Annotated in this window: 20 protein-coding genes; 17 read left to right on the top strand and 3 right to left on the bottom strand. The window is 45.1% G+C overall.

What is annotated here, in order from left to right:
* Positions 1-142: 142 nt before the first annotated feature.
* Positions 143-1,288 carry a tRNA epoxyqueuosine(34) reductase QueG gene (queG, locus tag DBZ36_RS17895; protein WP_199711917.1) on the bottom strand — a complete coding sequence of 382 codons (1,146 nt, stop codon included), beginning with the start codon at positions 1,286-1,288 and terminating at the stop codon, positions 143-145.
* On the opposite strand from queG, the gene DBZ36_RS17900 reads away from it, so the two are divergent.
* The 11 genes from DBZ36_RS17900 to DBZ36_RS17950 all read left to right on the top strand — a co-directional run bounded on the left by DBZ36_RS17900 (position 1,287) and on the right by DBZ36_RS17950 (position 12,905).
* Positions 1,287-2,789: an NAD(P)H-hydrate dehydratase gene (locus DBZ36_RS17900; RefSeq protein WP_120356332.1), complete on the top strand. Its 1,503-nt coding sequence runs from the start codon at positions 1,287-1,289 to the stop codon at positions 2,787-2,789. The genes queG and DBZ36_RS17900 overlap by 2 nt on opposite strands.
* A 41-nt stretch (positions 2,790-2,830) precedes the next feature.
* The gene (tsaE, locus tag DBZ36_RS17905) at positions 2,831-3,298 is read left to right on the top strand and encodes a tRNA (adenosine(37)-N6)-threonylcarbamoyltransferase complex ATPase subunit type 1 TsaE (protein WP_120356333.1); all 468 of its coding nucleotides are present in this window, start codon (positions 2,831-2,833) and stop codon (positions 3,296-3,298) included.
* Positions 3,291-4,628, top strand: a complete 1,338-nt coding sequence (locus DBZ36_RS17910; protein WP_120356334.1) for an N-acetylmuramoyl-L-alanine amidase — start codon at positions 3,291-3,293, stop codon at positions 4,626-4,628. The genes tsaE and DBZ36_RS17910 overlap by 8 nt, the downstream gene beginning before the upstream one ends.
* Complete coding sequence (gene mutL / locus DBZ36_RS20545; protein WP_158589143.1) at positions 4,628-6,517, top strand: DNA mismatch repair endonuclease MutL; 1,890 nt, start codon at positions 4,628-4,630, stop codon at positions 6,515-6,517. The genes DBZ36_RS17910 and mutL overlap by 1 nt, the downstream gene beginning before the upstream one ends.
* A complete protein-coding gene (gene miaA, locus DBZ36_RS17920) occupies positions 6,514-7,428 on the top strand; it encodes a tRNA (adenosine(37)-N6)-dimethylallyltransferase MiaA (protein ID WP_120356335.1) in 915 nt (304 codons plus the stop codon). The genes mutL and miaA overlap by 4 nt, the downstream gene beginning before the upstream one ends.
* Positions 7,429-7,621: 193 nt before the next feature.
* On the top strand, positions 7,622-7,870 hold the full coding sequence (hfq, locus tag DBZ36_RS17925; RefSeq protein WP_120356336.1) for an RNA chaperone Hfq: 249 nt from the start codon (positions 7,622-7,624) through the stop codon (positions 7,868-7,870).
* A gap of 35 nt (positions 7,871-7,905) precedes the next feature.
* Entirely contained in the window at positions 7,906-9,201 is a 1,296-nt protein-coding gene (gene hflX / locus DBZ36_RS17930; protein ID WP_120356337.1) for a ribosome rescue GTPase HflX, read from the top strand.
* A gap of 27 nt (positions 9,202-9,228) precedes the next feature.
* Positions 9,229-10,404, top strand: a complete 1,176-nt coding sequence (gene hflK / locus DBZ36_RS17935) for an FtsH protease activity modulator HflK (RefSeq protein ID WP_120356338.1) — start codon at positions 9,229-9,231, stop codon at positions 10,402-10,404.
* Positions 10,405-10,407: 3 nt separating this feature from the next.
* Positions 10,408-11,283, top strand: coding sequence for a protease modulator HflC (gene hflC, locus DBZ36_RS17940; RefSeq protein WP_120356339.1), 876 nt, complete (start codon positions 10,408-10,410; stop codon positions 11,281-11,283).
* A gap of 50 nt (positions 11,284-11,333) precedes the next feature.
* The gene (locus DBZ36_RS17945; RefSeq protein ID WP_120356340.1) at positions 11,334-11,522 is read left to right on the top strand and encodes a DUF2065 domain-containing protein; all 189 of its coding nucleotides are present in this window, start codon (positions 11,334-11,336) and stop codon (positions 11,520-11,522) included.
* Between the two features lie 87 nt (positions 11,523-11,609).
* Positions 11,610-12,905, top strand: a complete 1,296-nt coding sequence (locus tag DBZ36_RS17950) for an adenylosuccinate synthase (protein ID WP_120356341.1) — start codon at positions 11,610-11,612, stop codon at positions 12,903-12,905.
* A 73-nt stretch (positions 12,906-12,978) separates the two neighbouring features.
* Here the strand turns inward: DBZ36_RS17950 and ispB are convergent, their stop codons facing one another.
* Positions 12,979-13,950 (bottom strand): octaprenyl diphosphate synthase, encoded by a 972-nt coding sequence (gene ispB, locus DBZ36_RS17955; RefSeq protein WP_120356342.1) that lies wholly within the window; start codon positions 13,948-13,950, stop codon positions 12,979-12,981.
* Between the two features lie 231 nt (positions 13,951-14,181).
* On the opposite strand from ispB, the gene rplU reads away from it, so the two are divergent.
* The 6 genes from rplU to DBZ36_RS17985 all read left to right on the top strand — a co-directional run bounded on the left by rplU (position 14,182) and on the right by DBZ36_RS17985 (position 17,888).
* A complete protein-coding gene (gene rplU, locus DBZ36_RS17960; RefSeq protein WP_120356343.1) occupies positions 14,182-14,493 on the top strand; it encodes a 50S ribosomal protein L21 in 312 nt (103 codons plus the stop codon).
* A 17-nt stretch (positions 14,494-14,510) separates the two neighbouring features.
* On the top strand, positions 14,511-14,768 hold the full coding sequence (gene rpmA, locus DBZ36_RS17965) for a 50S ribosomal protein L27 (RefSeq protein ID WP_120356344.1): 258 nt from the start codon (positions 14,511-14,513) through the stop codon (positions 14,766-14,768).
* A gap of 108 nt (positions 14,769-14,876) precedes the next feature.
* The gene (gene cgtA / locus DBZ36_RS17970; RefSeq protein ID WP_120356345.1) at positions 14,877-16,031 is read left to right on the top strand and encodes an Obg family GTPase CgtA; all 1,155 of its coding nucleotides are present in this window, start codon (positions 14,877-14,879) and stop codon (positions 16,029-16,031) included.
* A 102-nt stretch (positions 16,032-16,133) separates the two neighbouring features.
* A complete protein-coding gene (locus DBZ36_RS17975; protein ID WP_120356346.1) occupies positions 16,134-16,925 on the top strand; it encodes a threonine/serine exporter family protein in 792 nt (263 codons plus the stop codon).
* Positions 16,925-17,389, top strand: coding sequence for a threonine/serine exporter family protein (locus DBZ36_RS17980; protein ID WP_120356347.1), 465 nt, complete (start codon positions 16,925-16,927; stop codon positions 17,387-17,389). The genes DBZ36_RS17975 and DBZ36_RS17980 overlap by 1 nt, the downstream gene beginning before the upstream one ends.
* Before the next feature lie 13 nt (positions 17,390-17,402).
* The gene (locus DBZ36_RS17985; protein WP_120356348.1) at positions 17,403-17,888 is read left to right on the top strand and encodes a dihydrofolate reductase; all 486 of its coding nucleotides are present in this window, start codon (positions 17,403-17,405) and stop codon (positions 17,886-17,888) included.
* A gap of 14 nt (positions 17,889-17,902) precedes the next feature.
* Here the strand turns inward: DBZ36_RS17985 and DBZ36_RS17990 are convergent, their stop codons facing one another.
* Positions 17,903-18,724: a symmetrical bis(5'-nucleosyl)-tetraphosphatase gene (locus DBZ36_RS17990; RefSeq protein ID WP_120356349.1), complete on the bottom strand. Its 822-nt coding sequence runs from the start codon at positions 18,722-18,724 to the stop codon at positions 17,903-17,905.
* Between the last annotated feature and the right edge of the window lie 3 nt (positions 18,725-18,727).

Consider the following 18,727-nt stretch of genomic DNA (forward strand, 5'->3'; position numbering starts at 1 on the left):
GCAGTTGGTAGAGCGCGACCTTGCCAAGGTCGAGGTCATCGGTTCGAACCCGATGTGCCGCTCCAAATGTTCAATTCTATTGTACTTCTTTCTCAAATAATTAGTGAAACGCCAAACATAAAACGATTGTGTCTTTAATTGCTTATGCGTCGCGTGGCATTCCCTTTTCGATGATGCGAATTAAGCGCTCAGTTTTACGATTGTTATTACTTAAATCCGGATCGCGAGCAATTTGTTGCTCAATTGCCCATGCAATGTGCTCAGCGAGCACTGGTTCTGCAAGTGGCAAATGGGCTTCTAAGTTGGCTATCACTTCAAGCGAGTAAGGCGCATTACCTAGGGCCACCGCAATGTTTCGCAACCACTGCTGATGCCCAATTCGTCGAATTGCTGAACCCGCAAAGCGCTCTAAAAATTGTTCTTCACTCCAGCTGAACAAATGAATTAACGAACTATTCTCTATCACATCCCGCCGCTGGAAGTCTTCTTCTTGGCTTAATTGGGCAAAACGATTCCAAGGGCAGGCTAATTGACAATCGTCGCAACCATAAATCCGGTTTCCCATTTTTGAGCGCAGCTCGACAGGGATGATGCCTGCGTACTCTATGGTTAAATAGGAAATACAACGCCGCGCGTCTAATTGATAAGGTGCAACAATGGCCTGAGTTGGACAAATGGTGATGCAAGCGACACATTCCCCGCATTGATTCTCAATGGGCTTATCGACAGGTAGGGGCAGGCAAGTAAACAGTTCGCCTAGAAAAAACAATGAACCGGCTTCCTCATTGAGTACTAAGGTGTGCTTACCGGTCCAACCGATACCTGCTTTCTCAGCTATTGGACGCTCTAGAACGGGGGCTGAATCAACAAAAGGTCGTTGCATTAATTTCTCTGAGCAATAGTCTTCAATCTTCTGCGACAGTTGCTTTAGACGCTGACGCATAAGCTTGTGATAGTCGCGGCCTAAGGCATAACGACTAATATAAGCTTTGTCAGTTTGAGCCAGGTTTGCAGCAAATTGCGCGTCTTTAGGCAAGTAGTCCATGCGCACGGATATGATTCGCTGAGTTTGTTCGTGTAATTGATCGGGGTGATAACGTTTTTCAGTATTGCGCTGCATGTAGTCAAGCTCGCCATGATAGTCCTTATCAAGCCAATCTTGGTATGCGGGCTGCTGGTTCTCAAGCTGCGTATCGCAGATCCCTACTTTTTGAAAACCTAGCTCTTTGCCCCATTGCTTGATATGTTGAGACAGGTCGTTTAAGTCAATACTAGATAGGTGATTCATGTCGCTTTCAACATCACAATTTTCTAAGAGATTACCACAAAGCTTATGGCGAGCAGAACAATTACGCCAGCAAGAAGAGCAGCTAGCAAGCGCGCTTGGAATCACGACGGCGCAGTTGATGGAGCGCGCGGGTAGTGCTAGCTTCGAATTTTTACAAGAGCAATGGCCTCGTGCCCAAAACATCCTCGTTTTGGCTGGCAATGGAAATAATGGCGGAGATGCATTTGTGATCGCCCGATTAGCCAAACAAGCTGGTATGCAGGTGCAAGTTGTGCAAGTGGACTCTAAGCATGAACGACAAGGTCCAGCATTGTTAGCGGAGCAAGCCTGGTTGGCTGATGGCGGCGAGCTTGAACTAGCTCAGTGGGCTGATTGGAGTGTTGATCTTATCGTTGATGGTTTACTTGGCACTGGCCTAAGTGGTGAATTGCGCGACGCTGTAAAAGAGCTAATCGAGCGGGTTAATCGCACTGAAGTACCAGTTTTTGCCATTGATGCCCCATCAGGTTTGTGTTGTTCCACGGGGAGAAGCTTGGGGGCAACAGTAAAGGCAACCGCAACTATTACTTTCATTGCGCTCAAACAAGGACTGCTTACCGGGCAAGCACCAGAATTTACCGGGGAATTGGTTTTTGCAGGCTTGGGCGTTGATCAACAATTTGAAACCAATAATAAAGCAACAGTTAAGCGTCTGACAGAGCATGAATTTGCAGACTATCTTAAGCCCCGCTCAAAATTAAGTCACAAGGGGGAATTTGGTCGAGTTGCTGTTATCGGTGGTGATTTAGGCATGCCTGGGGCTATTCGACTCGCGGGCGAAGCTTGCCTGCGTTCTGGAGCTGGCTTAGTTAATCTGCTGACCCGTAATGAACATCAACGTTCTTTACTCTCTCATCGTCCGGAATTAATGGTCGATGGCGTAAAAGCCGATGATCCGCTGTTAGCCAAGCAACTAGAGAGGGCCTCTGTGAACGTTATTGGTCCTGGGCTCGGCCAAGAAGCATGGGGCTCGCAATTGTTTAAACAGTGTTTAGAAAGTGAAAAGCCCTTACTCGTAGATGCCGATGGTTTAAATCTACTGGTTAATATGCCTCGTTGGCGCAGTGATTGGATACTAACGCCGCATCCTGGCGAAGCATCCCGTTTGCTAGGCTGCTCGGTTGCGGATATCGAAGATGATAGAATCACTGCTGCTCGAAATATTCAGAAAAGATTCGGTGGTGTTTGTGTATTAAAAGGTGCCGGCACGGTGATTGCTGGAGAGGACAATTTGGTTTATGTCGTGAAAGTTGGCAACCCGGGTATGGCTAGTGGTGGCATGGGCGACGTATTGTCGGGTATTATAGGAGCTCTTTTAGCGCAGTCGCTACCCTTGTTCCCTGCAGCTTGTTTAGGGGTGTCGATTCATGGGCGCGCAGCTGATGAAGCAGCTAAAGAGGGTGAGCGGGGCATGTTGGCATCTGATCTGATGCCGCATATTCGAAAATTAGTAAATCCTTAGCGTTCTAGTGTTCGGCAAATAATCAATAACAAGTGGATGGAATGAGAACAGAATATTTTTTGAAAGATGCGGATGAAACCGTCGCTTTCGGTAAGATTATTGCCAGTGTATGTCAACGAGCTTGTACGATATACCTACATGGAGATCTAGGCAGCGGTAAAACGACATTAACTCGCGGGATTGTGCAAGGTAAAGGGCATGTTGGTCACGTAAAGAGTCCTACCTATACCTTGGTGGAACCGTATCAGCTCTCCAATTGGCAAGTAAATCATTTCGACCTCTATCGCTTAGCTGATCCTGAAGAGTTGGAATTTATCGGTATAAGGGATTATTTTGGGGAACAACAGCTTAATATCGTAGAGTGGCCTGAACGCGGGCAAGGGATCCTTCCCACCGCCGATCTTGAAATTGAGCTAATTTATGTGGAAGAACAACGACGCCTAGAAATATGGGCAAATACCGATGTTGGAAAGGAAATTCTAAGCAAGATGAGCAAACTAGATGTTTAAACGTTGTTTCGTAGTTATTTCGGCAGTGTTGTTTAGCCTAAATGTCTGGGCTCAATCTGATATTAGTGGTGTCCGAGTTTGGGCTGGGCCCGAAAATACTCGCTTGGTATTGGATTTATCCAATAACGTTGAATTTGATAAATTCATGCTTCGCTCACCCGACCGACTTGTGATCGATTTACGCAGTACGACCACTTCAGCAAAGCTTGAGCAAGTTGTGATGCAAGGTAATTTGGTCACAAAAGTTCGCCACAGCACCCCAAAAGCAAAAGGGGATACGCGTTTGGTGATTGAGCTTTCTAGGGCAACCACGCCAACCGTGTTTGCTTTATCACCAACGGGGGATTACGGGCATCGTTTGGTGATAGATCTACCTGACACTGCAGGCCAAGCTGAAATTAAGCAAGAACAACAGCGCGCCACGCAAGTTAAGCATCAGCAAGAGCTCACTGGAACCCGCGATATCGTTATTGCGATCGATGCAGGACATGGCGGCGATGATCCTGGCGCCATAGGGCCTAAACGCAGTTATGAAAAAAACATAACGTTAGCCATCTCAAAACGAGTCGTGCGCTTATTGGATGCAGAGCCCGGGCTTAAAGGGGTGCTAATCCGCAAAGGCGATTACTACGTCGACTTAAACCGTCGTTCACAAATAGCACGAGAAGGTAAGGCTGACTTTTTGGTCTCAATACATGCGGACGGTTTTACCTCTTCAAAGCCTAAAGGTGCATCTGTCTGGGTGCTTTCTAATCGACGAGCTGATACCGAAATTGGTCGCTGGCTTGAGCGCCACGAAGAACAATCTGAACTATTAGGTGGGGCAGGTGACGTTATAGATACAACCGACAATGATTCAAATTTGAATTATATGTTGTTAGACATGTCGATGGAACATGCTAAAAACACCGGTTATTCGGTTGCGAAATCGGTGCTGGGTGAAATCTCCAAAGTTACAAGCTTGCACAAAAGCCAGCCAGCATACGCCAGTCTGGCGGTATTGAAATCACCAGATATTCCTTCAATTTTGGTGGAAGCTGGATTTATTACTAATCACAAAGAAGAAAAGTTACTGGGTTCGGGTAATCATCAGGAACGAATAGCCAAAGCTGTTGTTGCTGGTATCAAAGAACACTATTCGCGTAATCCACCCGATGGAACCCTATATGCTCAGCGCTTCGGTGGCCGTAAGCACAAAGTGAAAAGTGGTGAGTCCCTGTCTCGTATTGCGACAAACTACGGGGTAAGCGTAGCAAACATCAAAAAAGTCAATCAACTGAAAACAGATACCATTCGAGTTGGGCAAGATTTGACGATCCCGAGTAGCTAATGTTAATTCAAACTCTGAGTCCTCAGCTCGCCAACCAAATTGCCGCAGGTGAAGTGGTAGAGCGACCATCGTCGGTGGTAAAAGAACTAGTTGAGAATAGTCTGGATGCTGGTGCGACTAAAATAGAGTTGGAGCTGGACAAAGGCGGTTGTAAACGCATATTGGTGCGAGACAATGGTCGAGGAGTTAGTAAGGACCAACTTAGTTTGGCCTTGAGTCGTCATGCGACCAGTAAATTGCAGGACTTTGACCAGTTATGCCAAATTGCCACATTGGGCTTTCGCGGCGAAGCACTAGCGAGTATTAGCTCGGTTGCGCGTCTAAGTTTCAGCTCTCGACCTCTTGAACAAGAACAAGCGTGGCAAGCTCGCGCCCGCGGCAGAGACATGGCGGTTGAAATTAGCCCGTGTGCGCATCCCTTTGGCAGTTCCGTTGAAGTGATGGATCTATTCTATAATACACCGGCTAGGCGAAAATTCTTACGCGCCGAAAAAACCGAGTTCTCACACATCGATGAGTTGATGAAACGCATCGTTTTGAGTCGCTTTGATGTTGCAATTAGTATTAAGCACAATGGTAAAGTCCATCGTCAATATGCAATTGCAAATACGCCGGAGCAGCGCCACCAAAGAGTTGCCAAAGTATTTGGACAAGAATTTCTTACCCAAAGTGTATATATAGAAAATAAGCATGACCAACTTCGGTTACATGGCTGGTTAGGACATCCATCGCTATTAAAAAATAATAGTGACCAGCAGTATTTCTATGTCAATGGCAGAGTCGTTCGCGATCGCTTAATTCAGCACGCATTGCGCCAGAGCTATCAACCTTATATCAATTACGAGGGGCATCCTTGTTTTGCCTTGTTTCTGGATCTACCTTTTGACCAAGTGGATGTCAACGTTCATCCGGCCAAACATGAGGTGAGGTTTCATCAAAATCGTCTCGTACATGACTACATTGAACGGGTATTAGCCTCAGCCTTAGAGCAGAGTGTGCCCAAAACAGCGCAATATTCATCGCAAGATCAAATTGAATCTAAACAGGCAAATGATAGCCAAGGCGAGTACTTAAAAGCACCCAATGTTGAAACAAAGCTCGCCGATCCTAAGCCTTACCACCACTATGAACCACAGCCAACGGATAGCTCATCGTCGAACGTTGATGCCAAAAGCTCAAAGAACAATACGCCTAGCTTTGTGAAAGGGCCTGAAAAACCGGATCCTAAACGTCAGGCCGCTTATACCGATTGGCTCAAGCAAGCTGATCAATTTCAAAAAGACGCCGCTAGTAATCTCGGCGAAAGCGTAGATGCAGAGCCGCTGTCTAGTTCTCAAATTTGGGATAGCCTAACTGTTGTTAGTGAGACTCGGTTTATTCTAAGCCTGCGGCATCAATCGTTACCAAAGCTAGTGGATTGGTCAAAACTGTGGGCGCTAAGCTGCGTACAAAGTTTGTCGAAAAGAGAGCCTGAGCGACAAGCCTTACTGCTACCGTTGCGGATCTCACTAGAATCCGCTGCGCTAAACAGCGCTCAGCAATTCCAACAAGTACTTAACGATCTTGGTTTATGTTATCAAGTTCAGTCAAAGTCCTATTTAGCGATTACGCATGTACCTAAAGTACTTCGACAACTCGATATGGCACAAGTTACGGGTCATTGTTTGGACTATTTGAGTCAGCAACACGGTTCCATATCCAAAGTTCAAATTGTAGCGCAGCTTGTAGATATGCAGTTTGCTCCGCGAATAGTCAGCCCATCACAGTTACAGCTCTGGCTCAGTCAGAACGAACAATCGCTTGAGAGACACTTACCAAGTTGCTCTATAGATATCGATTTATCGGCAACTCACTTAGCCTTAGATGACCGCTTGAGGCAAGCTTTATGAATAAACAAGTTCTGTGCTTGATGGGGCCGACCGGCTCCGGAAAAACTGAGCTTGCAATGCAGTTGTATGCGCAGCGTGGCTTTGAACTGATTAGCGTCGATTCAGCCCTAATTTATCGAGAAATGGATATTGGCACTGCCAAGCCAAATACTGCAGAGCTAAAAAAAGCGCCTCACGCCTTAATCGATATTCGCGACCCATCTCAAAGCTATTCTGCAGCAGATTTTAGGCAGGATGCGATAGCGCTAATTGATAGGGCGCATGGCCGTGGCAATACACCACTGCTAGTCGGTGGGAGCATGCTCTATTTTAAGGCCTTGGTTGATGGGATATCACCACTTCCCAGTAGTGATGCGAGTATTCGTGCTGAAATTGAAGCGCAAGGGGCCTTGCTCGGTTGGCAGGAGCTTCATCGACAACTAGCGGAGTTTGATCCCATAGCGGCTGCACGTATTCATCCCAATGATCCGCAGCGTTTGGCGCGAGCAATCGAGGTTTGGCGTATCAGCGGTAAAACCTTGAGTTACTACCAATCTTTGAAAGCCGACGATCTCGGCTACAACTTTAGTCAATTTGCGCTGCTTGATAATGATCGAGAAACTCTCAATCAACGCATTGAAATTCGTTTTGATGACATGTTGTCTCAGGGCTTCGAGCAGGAAGTGAAAGCCTTAATGGCTCGCGCTGATTTAGATTTGTCTTTACCTTCCATGCGCTGTGTTGGGTATCGCCAGATGTGGCTGTATCTTAGTGGAGAATTGAGCTTCGACGAAATGCGTTTTAGAGCCATTGTTGCAACCCGGCAATTAGCCAAAAAACAACGAACGTGGTTGCGTTCTTGGCCAAATGCTCAGCGCTTAATTCCGAAGCAATCTCAAAATATAAAACTCGTTTTAGACGCTTTAAACTAAGAATTCGTTAATTTCCTCAATAGTAAAACTTGAAAACTGCTCTATATGGCCTCAAGTTACTGGTATATAATTATTCTTGGCCTGTCTTGAACCTTTTGAATCGGGTTCGATAGTCAAAAGTTGCGCGATTTTCCCATGTCAGTGGTTAAAGCTGATATGGGCTCATATAACAATACATAATAAGGAAAATCCCATGGCTAAGGGACAATCACTACAAGACCCATTTTTGAATGCGCTGCGCCGAGAGCGTATTCCAGTTTCCATCTATTTGGTGAACGGCATTAAATTACAAGGACAAGTTGAGTCATTTGACCAATTTGTAATTCTACTTAAAAACACGGTTAGTCAAATGGTTTACAAACATGCCATTTCTACTGTTGTACCCGCGCGAGCAGTCACTCATCATCAACCCAATGCAAATGACGGTGACGATGACGAGTAATTCGAAAGTGGTTCGAAATCGAGAGGTGTTAGCACTTGTTTGATCGCTATGAAGCAGGTGAACGTGCAGTTTTAGTGCATGTTAACTTTACCAGTGAAGACGAGCGCGAAGATCTTGAAGAGTTGAAAATGCTCGTCGAGTCTGCGGGAGTGAAAGCCGTTGCTACTGTAAGTGGTAGTCGTAAGTCACCTCACCCTAAATTTTTCGTAGGCTCAGGTAAAACCGAAGAAATTGAGCAAATGGTTAAAAGCCAAAAGGCCGATGTGGTTATTTTTAACCACGCCTTATCGCCAGCTCAGGAACGCAACCTAGAAGCCGTTTGCGAATGTCGGGTTTTAGACAGAACCACACTTATTTTAGATATCTTTGCGCAACGAGCCCGCACCCATGAGGGTAAACTTCAGGTTGAATTGGCGCAGCTAAAGCATATGTCAACTCGTCTAATACGCGGCTGGACTCACCTTGAACGGCAAAAAGGCGGTATTGGTCTACGTGGACCAGGTGAAACGCAATTGGAAACTGATCGACGCTTACTGCGGGCGCGTATCAAAACCATTATGGCGCGTCTTAGTAAGGTGTCTAAGCAACGAGAACAAGGCCGAAGGGCTAGAAAGCGTGCAGAAATACCAACGGTATCTTTGGTAGGGTATACCAATGCGGGTAAATCGACTTTGTTTAACCGTATTACTGACGCCAAGGTCTATGCGGCAGATCAGCTATTTGCTACTCTTGACCCAACCTTGCGCAAAATTTCTCTAGAAGAAGTCGGTCCTGCGATTCTTGCCGATACCGTAGGTTTTATTCGGCACCTACCGCATGACTTAGTTGCTGCGTTTAAAGCAACTTTGCAAGAGACACAAGAAGCAGACTTATTACTGCATGTGATTGATTGTTCAGATGAACGCATGCACGAGAATGTTGAGCAAGTTGACATCGTTCTTGACGAAATTGATTCCGGTGAGCTCCCGAAGTTGCTGGTATATAATAAAATTGATAACTGTCCAGAGAAAAACGCCCGTATCGAACGTGATCAACAAGGGTTTCCGGTCAGTGTTTGGCTTTCGGCACAGCAAGGCGAAGGCACAGAATTACTAATACAGGCGATATCAGAGTTATTGGCCGGGCAAATGCTCGAACAAACACTTATGATACCACCTACAGAAGGACGTTTACGTAGTCAGCTATACCAGCTTGAGTGCGTGACAACTGAGGATCTCGATGAGCAAGGGAATTGGCAGGTTTCAATTCGCATCCCTCAAATTGAATGGTCTCGTTTAGTTAAGCACAACCACGAGGCGATTGAATCATGTATGCTTGTTCATCAAGATTAAACCATCAAAGCACCTGTGGAGACACAAATGGCCTGGAATGAGCCTGGTAATAAAGGGGACGGCAATCGCGACCCTTGGGGCAACAATAAAAAGAATCAGGGTCCACCTGATTTAGATGAAGCGTTAAATAAACTGAACAAGAAAATCGGTGGTCTGTTTGGTGGAGGTCGTAAGGGCTCTTCTAATAGTGGCGGATCAGCGGGTTTCACTGGTGCAGGTGTAGGACTTATCGCAGCTTTGTTGCTCGTGGTTTGGGTTATCAGTGGGTTTTATACCATTGAGGAAGCTGAACGCGGCGTGAAGAAAACATTTGGCCAATATACCGATAGTGTTGATCCAGGTTTGAATTGGAAAGCAACTTTCGTTCAGGACGTAACACCTGTCGATGTTGAAACCATTCGCTCACTGCCAGCTGCTGGATTTATGTTGACTGAAGACGAAAACGTAGTCCGAGTTGAAATGGATGTGCAATATCGAATTGTAGCTCCTGAAAAATACCTGTTTAACGTAACGAATGCCGACGATAGCTTGAGCCAAGCGACTGACAGTGCTTTGCGTTATGTAGTAGGCCATACGCGCATGGATGATATTCTAACGACTGGTCGTGAGATTGTTCGTCAAGATACATGGGCTTTGTTAGAAGAAATCATTGAACCTTACGATATGGGTATTCAAGTGATCGATGTTAACTTCTTGCCAGCACGTCCACCTGAAGAAGTAAAAGATGCTTTTGATGACGCGATTGCTGCTCAAGAAGATGAACAACGCTTTATTCGTGAAGCCGAAGCTTATGCGCGTTCAGTTGAACCTGCCGCCCGTGGTCAAGTGCAACGAGTTGCACAAGAGTCTGAAGGTTATCGTGAGCAAGTTGTTCTGCGTGCTCAAGGTGATATAGCTCAGTTTGAGCAATTATTACCTGAGTATGAATTAGCACCTGAAGTCACTCGTGATCGTATGTACCTTGAAACCATGGAAAAAGTTTATGGTAATTCGAATAAGGTTCTTATCGACGCTAAAAATAATGGCAATTTACTCTACTTGCCGATTGATAAGTTGATGGGACAAAACACAAGTTCGAATTCAAGTGCAAGCTATGAAGATCCAAATGTGACTCCTGTCGTGCCGAGTCAAGATAGTTCGAATAGTACTCGTAGTTCTTCTACTAGTTCGCGCGATACTGACCGATTTTCGGGGAGAAACTAAGCCATGAAACAACTATCAATATTTGCGGTTATTCTGGCTGTTCTTGTTCTGTATTCTTCAGTCTTTGTTATTGAAGAAGGCGAGCGCGGGATCCGGATACAGTTCGGTAAAGTGGTACGTACTGCTGATACCTTAACTCGAGTCTACGAGCCAGGCATCAACTTTAAAGTACCATTTATTGATACAATTAAAGTCCTAGATGCCCGTTTACAAACACTTGACGGACAAGCTGACCGCTTTGTTACTTCAGAGAAAAAAGACTTAATCATTGATACCTATGTGAAGTGGCGTATCGAAGACTTCTCACGTTTTTATCTCTCAACTGGTGGTAATTTCCTACAAGCTGAGTCCTTGTTAAAGCGTAAAATCAACAACGGACTGCGTAGCGAGATTGGTTCGCGCACAATTAGCGATATCGTATCTGGTTCACGTGGCGAAGTGATGGAAGAAGCTTTAAAACGCAGCGCTCGCTCGTCTGAAATTGGTATTGAAGTTCTTGATGTTCGGATTAAGCAAATCAACCTACCTGAAGAAATCAGCAATAGTATCTACCAACGGATGCGTGCGGAGCGTTTAGCTGTGGCAAAAGAGCACCGCTCTCAAGGTCAAGAGCAGGCGACAATTTTACGAGCTAATGTCGATCGTAAAATCTCAGTGATGTTGGCTGATGCTGATAAACACGCTCGAGAAGTTCGAGGTGAAGGTGATGCAACAGCTGCAAGAATCTATGCGAATGCGTTTAATAAAGATCAAGAGTTTTTCAAATTCTGGCGTAGTTTAACCGCATATGAAAGAAGCTTTGGAAATGGAAACGATGTCATGGTTATTGAACCTGATAGTGAGTTCTTCCAGTTCATGAAACAAAGTTCTGGTAACTAAAGCACTTATCTAGCCCAGCAATTTGCTGGGCTTTTTTATGGTGAGTACACATGAAAGATAGCGTCGTTATAGCATTAGCATTGTTATGTTTGCTCGAAGGTTTTGGACCTTTGTTATTTCCAAAACGTTGGAAAAACATGATTTTAGCGCTTACCAAAGTACCAGCGCAACAAATCAGACAAGTGGGCATGGCCTTAGTTGGTTTAGCTTTTTTGTTACTAATGTCGATTAAGTTTTGACCTAAGCTATTTGCTTCGCTATAACATACTGCCAAAAGTGATGATTTTTTGTTATCATCGCGTTTTAACTGAGACTTAGAAAAAATAATGGGAAAAAACGTAGTCATTCTTGGCTCCCAATGGGGAGACGAGGGTAAGGGCAAAATCGTTGATTTGCTCACCGATAAAGCCTCCTATGTCGTCCGATATCAAGGCGGCCATAACGCGGGCCACACTTTGGTCATTGACGGTGAAAAAACCGTTCTTCATCTGATCCCTTCAGGTGTACTTCGCGAAAATGTCACTTGTGTTATTGGTAATGGAGTGGTGCTTGCACCTGATGCTCTGTTCAAAGAAATGCAAATGCTCGAAGATCGCGGTGTCCCTGTTAAAGAGCGTTTAGTGCTCAGCGAAGCTTGCCCCCTAATTCTGCCTTATCACGTTGCACTTGATGTTGCTCGTGAAAAAGCCCGTGGCAAGAAAGCAATTGGAACAACTGGTCGCGGTATTGGTCCAGCATATGAAGATAAAGTTGCACGACGCGGTTTACGTATCGGCGACCTTAAAGATATGGACCAGTTTGCAGTCAAACTCAAAGAAGTCATGGAATATCATAACTTCCAACTGCAGCATTACTATGATGCTGAGGGTGTTGACTATCAGGAAGTGCTTGACCAAGTTCGCGAAATGGCACCAACACTATTAAGCATGAAAACTGACGTAACTGACTTACTTGATCAAGCTCGCCGTCGCGGTGACAGCATCATGTTTGAGGGTGCTCAGGGAACGCTGCTTGATATTGATCATGGTACTTACCCTTACGTAACGTCATCAAACACAACTGCGGGAGGCGTCGCTACCGGTAGTGGTTTTGGTCCTCGTCATCTTGACTATGTGCTTGGTATTACTAAAGCCTATACAACACGTGTAGGAGCGGGTCCTTTCCCAACGGAATTGGATGACGCAGTTGGTGAACACTTAGGTACTAAAGGTCATGAGTTCGGAGCAACTACAGGACGTCAACGTCGTTGTGGTTGGTTAGATGCAGTGTCTATGCGCCGTGCGGTTCAGATCAATAGTTTGTCGGGCTTGTGCCTTACCAAACTAGATGTACTCGATGGCTTAGAAGAAATTAAAATTGCGACTGCTTATATCACCAAAGATGGTGAAGAGTTGCGAGTTTCTCCGCTAGCGGCTGATGATTACGAAAATGTTGAGCTTGTTTATGAAAGCATGCCTGGCTGGACTCAGTCGACCTTTGGTGTAACCCAAAGAGATGAGCTACCTGAGGCAGCGCTTGCATATATAGCACGTATTGAAGAGCTTCTTGAAGTTCCAGTCGATATCATTTCTACCGGTCCTGATCGCGTCGAAACAATCATATTACGTAATCCCTTTGCATAATTAGTTTGGGATTAACGGATATCAAAAAGCAGCCATAAAGGCTGCTTTTTTTGTGTAAAAATCAACAGTTTTGTTAGCTGGGGCGATCGGCCGCAATAATGGCTAAAGACTTAAGCGCATCTTTATACTCACTGTCTTCAATAATGCTTAAGGCTTGAATAGCTTTGTCGGCTTCTTCTTGAGCGCGCTGGTGGCAGTACTCTAATGCTTTTGTAGACTTCAGTATTTCTAAAATAGCATCTAAGTGCTGTAAGCCATTTCCGTCTCGAATGGCTTGTTCTATCAGTAATCGCTGCTCACTGTTTGCTTGGGACATTGCGTAGATCAATGGCAGAGTCGGTTTACCTTCGGCTAAGTCGTCCCCCATATTCTTGCCCATATCACTGGCTTGTGCAGAGTAGTCAAGTACGTCGTCCATGATTTGGAATGCTGTGCCTAGATATTTGCCATAGTCCAGCATTGCTTGCTCAATTGCTTCTGGGTGCTCACTGAGCACTGCAGCAAGGCGGGTAGCAGCTTCGAACAATTTAGCTGTTTTGCAGTAGATGACTTCAAAATAGCGTTTTTCGTCGGTTTCAGGGTCATTACAATTGATAAGCTGTAAAACTTCACCTTCAGCGATGACGTTTGTTGCATCTGCAAGAATGTCCATGACGCGTAAGTTTTGCAGTTGTGTCATTAATTGGAAGGATCGCGAATATAGGAAGTCACCAACCAAAACACTGGCAGCGTTGCCAAATTTAGCATTGGCTGTATCTCTACCTCGACGCAAAGCACTTTCGTCAACAACATCATCATGCAGCAAGGTTGATGTATGGATGAACTCAATGATCGCTGCGAGCTTTATATGATCATCGCAACTAGAGTTCATAGCCTTCGCTGCAAGTACGGTCAACATCGGACGGATCCTTTTGCCGCCGCTGTTTACAATGTAAATAGCTATTTGCTGGATTAAGGCGACATCTGAGCCTAGTTCAGCATAAATGAGTTCGTTGACCGCTGTCATATCGTCAGCGGAGAGTTTTCGAATTGCCTCTATGTCCATGACCGTTTTTTATCATATTTTTTGTGCCAACATAGTAACTGAAATATCTCGGTCTATCAGCACCAATTGAGTAATAATACCGGCTAGAGCCCGTAGTACGCATAGACCTGCTGAAAATTTAAACTTTTTTAAATTTTCCACTTGCGGCAAATGATCTTTTTCCGTAGAATCCGCCTCCATTGTTAAGAATTAAAACGCCTTTCTGAGAAAGGACGTGAATGGAGTTTGAAAATGTACGCGGTTATTCAAAGCGGCGGTAAACAGCATCGTGTTGCTGAAGGTCAAACCATTCGCCTAGAGAAATTAGACGTAGAGACTGGCTCATCTGTTGAGTTTGACGACGTTCTAATGGTTGCTAATGGCGAAGATATTAAAGTTGGCGCACCTTATGTAGATGGTTCGAAAGTGACTGCTGAAGTAGTAAGTCATGGACGTGGTGATAAAGTTAAAATCATGAAGTTCCGTCGTCGTAAGCACTCACGCAAACAACAGGGCCACCGTCAGTGGTTTACTGAAGTTCGCATTACTGGCATCAACGCTTAATTTAGAAGGTAGATCTCATGGCACATAAAAAGGCTGGTGGTAGTACTAATAACGGACGCGATTCAAATGCAAAACGCCTAGGTGTTAAGCGCTTTGGTGGTGAATCAGTTCTAGCGGGAAACATTCTCGTACGTCAACGTGGAACTAAGTTCCACCCTGGTACAAACGTAGGTTGTGGTAAAGACCACACTTTGTTTGCTACGAGCGATGGCAAAGTTAAATTTGAAGTTAAAGGTCGTCTGAACCGTAAATATATCAGCATTATTGCTGAGTAAGTTTAGCGATACGACTTTAAAAAGCCCCGCTCTTGCGGGGCTTTTTGTTTTCCTCTTGGTAATACGCAGCGTCTATACTGAACCTGTAAAGCCTGTTCTGGAGAAACTATGAAATTTGTAGATGAATCTACGATCCGCGTTGACGCGGGAGACGGTGGCAATGGTTGTATTAGCTTTCGTCGTGAAAAATATGTACCAAGAGGCGGACCTGATGGCGGCGATGGCGGCGATGGCGGTACGGTCTACTTAGTTGCTGATGAGAATCTAAACACTCTGATCGACTATCGCTTTGAGCGTTTCCATCAAGCCGAGCGTGGTGAAAATGGTCGCAGCGGTAATTGTAGTGGGGCACGTGGGCAAGATATTTTGCTAAAGGTTCCTGTAGGAACCCGTGCTCGAGACGAGGACACTATGGAGCTGATCGGGGATTTAACCCAACACGGTCAAAAGCTTCTGGTTGCCAAAGGTGGCTTTCATGGTCTTGGTAATACTCGTTTTAAAAGTAGTACCAACCGAGCACCGCGCAAGAAAACCAACGGAACCGCTGGTGAAGTGCGCAGCTTAGAGCTTGAGCTCCTGCTGCTCGCTGATGTCGGAATGCTGGGCCTACCAAATGCTGGTAAATCAACCTTTATTCGTAGTGTTTCAGCGGCTAAACCAAAAGTTGCGGACTATCCTTTTACGACGCTTATTCCTAACTTGGGTGTCGTCAGAATTAGTACCAATAAAAGTTTTGTAGTTGCAGATATCCCCGGTTTGATCGAAGGGGCAGCAGATGGCGCAGGTCTTGGGGTTCGATTCTTGAAACACCTCGAACGCTGCCGTTTGTTACTACATATGGTTGACATGATGCCAGCCGATGGCAGTGATCCTGCTGAAAATGCAGTTACCATAGTCAAAGAGCTTGAAAAATATAGCGAAAATCTAGCGGATAAACCTCGTTGGTTAGTCTTCAACAAACAAGATTTATTACTAGAAGACGAAGCTGCTGATGTACAAAAACGGGTCATCGAAGCTTTAGGTTGGGAAGGTCCAGTACATCAAATATCAGCTTTGGATAAACAAGGCACAGATAAGATTTGTCTCGACATTTCTAATTTGCTTGAAACCATGCCTCGTGAATTTGTTGCACCAGTCGAAGATGAGGAAGTCGAATTCCAATGGGATAACTATCATCAAGCCAAGATGGTTGAAGATTGGGAAGAAGATGACGAAGATTGGAACGAAGACGACTACGATGTAGAAGTCATCTACAAGCCGTAGCTATCTTTTGCTAAAAAATTGATTATGAACATTGAGCCTATTGTTGATTGCATCGACAATAGGCTTTCTTTTTTCCACAGTATTGCTATGTAGGACACAGATTTGAGTACCCCTTCACCACGCATAATTTCCAACGAACAACAAACGGATATAGTTCGCTTGGTTGTACAGACCGGTATGCGCCTGCAACAGCATGGCGCTGAAAGCAAATTGGTTGAACAGACGAGTAGTCGCTTAGGTTTGGCCTTAGGATTGGACAGCGTTGAGATTGCATTGACCGCAAATGCGATTATTGTCACTGGCTTATACCAAGGGCGCTGTATTACAACGACCCGGAGAGTGTTTGACCGCGGTATTAATATGCATGTGGTCTGCGAAGTTCAGCGAATAGTTTTATTGGCTGAAAAGCAATTATTAGATTGTGACTTGGTTAAGGATCGCTTGGAACGCATCTCAGCTTTTAAATATAATCGTTGGTTAGTGGTATTTATGGTGGGATTGTCTTGCGCCAGTTTTAGCCACTTATTTGGTGGTGATTGGACGGTATTCGCAATGACCTTTATTGCATCAGCTTTCGCCATGATAGTGAGACAAGAGCTCGCGCATCGACATCATAATCCCATTTTCAATTTTGGCGTCACTGCCTTCGTAGCCACGCTTATATCCAGCTTAGCAGTACGCTTCAATCTAGGAAATCAACCGGAGTTGGTTATGGCGGCCTCGGTATTACTACTGGTCCCAGGCTTTCCACTTATCAATGCAGTCTCGGATTTCGTGAAAGGTCACGTTAATACCGGTATGGCGCGTTGGGGAATGGCTACCTTGCTTTGCTTAGGTGCGGCATCTGGCATTGCCTTAGCGATGGCGCTTACTGGTGTAAGAGGTTGGGTGTGATGGAATTATTTTTAAGCTTAGTCGATGATGCTTTTTTCTCGGCAATTCCTGCAATTGGGTTCGCTCTAATTTTCAATGTACCGAAACGAATGTTGGTTTTATGTGCTTGTGGCGGAGCTATCGCTCATAGTCTTCGAACCCTAGTTATGCATTCGGGCGTTTCTATTGAGTGGGCAAGTTTAGTGGCTTCGGTTACAATTGGATTGATCGGAGTTTACTGGTCGCGACGTTATCTGGTTCCTCGGCCAGTCTTCACCGTAGCTTCAGTTATACCTATGATCCCTGGAACCTTTGCGTTCAAGACTATCATTGGAGTTTTTACCCTGCATGATGGTGGTTATTCCGCAGAGGTCATGGCTTCGGTGTTGGAAAATGGATTAGCGACTCTTTTTATTTTGATGGCTTTAAGCTTTGGTTTGGCGTTGCCGTCAATTCTCATCTATCGGTTTAGACCGATTGTTTAATGAAGGTTAGGTTGTGAAATTATCAATGATAGCCGCGATTGATAAAGCGCGGGCGATAGGCTACAAAAATCAACTTCTATGGCACTTACCTAATGATCTGGGACACTTTAAAGCCGTAACCCTAGGGAAGCCTATCATTATGGGTCGTTTGACCTATGAGTCGATTGGAAGGCCTTTGCCTGGACGACTAAACCTAGTGGTTTCACGACAAACTAATCTGCAGATTGAGGGTGTTACCGTCGTTGGAAGCTTAGATAAGGCGATCGAACTGGTTAACGATTGCCAAGAAGCGGTCATCATTGGCGGCGGTATGCTCTATCGCGAAGCGATTGAGCGTTGTCAGTCTTTGTTTATTACCGAAGTTGATGCAAACTTACCCGCTGATACCTGGTTTCCGAACGTAGATCAACAGCAATGGCTAGAGCTCTCGCGAGATAATCACCTTGCGGATGAAAAACATGCATATAACTATAGTTTTGTTGAGTATCAACGCCGCTAAAGAAACCAAAATGCTCAATATTGAGATTGAGAGGGCGTATTAAACCAGCGCTGGTCTTCCCAGCGTAGCATGCTTAGTCGATTTCCCCATACGCAGCCAGTATCCGTAGCGATTACTTTGTCTTTACTCGTTCGTCCTTCCAAGGCTGCCCAATGGCCAAATACAATAGTCTGTTTTTGCAGGTGTTTATCCCCAATTTCATACCAAGGTTTGAGATTGGGATTGTCATTTTGCTGGGGTGGTATTTTTAGTTCAAAATCTAAGGTGCCATCGGCAAAACAATAACGCATTCTGGTGCAAGCGTTAATGATGTATCTCCAGCGGTCTAGCCCTTCGAGATGCTTGTTCCAATGGGCCGGTTCGTTGCCATACATGCTTTGCAATAAACGCAGGTAGTGGTCTGAGCGTAGAATCGTTTCTACTTCTTTGGCTCTTGATATCGCGGTATCTACGCTCCATTGTGGGCTTATACCCGCATGAACCATGACAACATTAAAATCGGGGTGTTGTTTAACAAGCGCCTGGCAGCGCAACCAATCTAATAATTCGTCTTTGTCACTTGCTTCTAATATAGGCGTAAGATGGTCTCGCGCCTTATTCCGTTTGATACCATTAGCAATAGCTAGTAGATGCAAGTCGTGATTACCTAGCACAACTTGAGCACTTGAACCAAGGCTCTTAATAAAACGTAGCGTTTCTAGGGATTGAGGGCCGCGAGCAACAAGATCACCCGCACACCAAAGTTGGTCGTACTTTTTGTCAAAGCGTACCATTTTAAGTAGGCTACTTAGTTCTTGATAGCAGCCTTGGATATCGCCGACAAAATAAGTAGCCATGTT

Origin of the sequence: Alginatibacterium sediminis, assembly GCF_003610775.1 — a bacterium.
In the GTDB taxonomy this organism is placed as follows: domain Bacteria; phylum Pseudomonadota; class Gammaproteobacteria; order Enterobacterales; family Celerinatantimonadaceae; genus Alginatibacterium; species Alginatibacterium sediminis.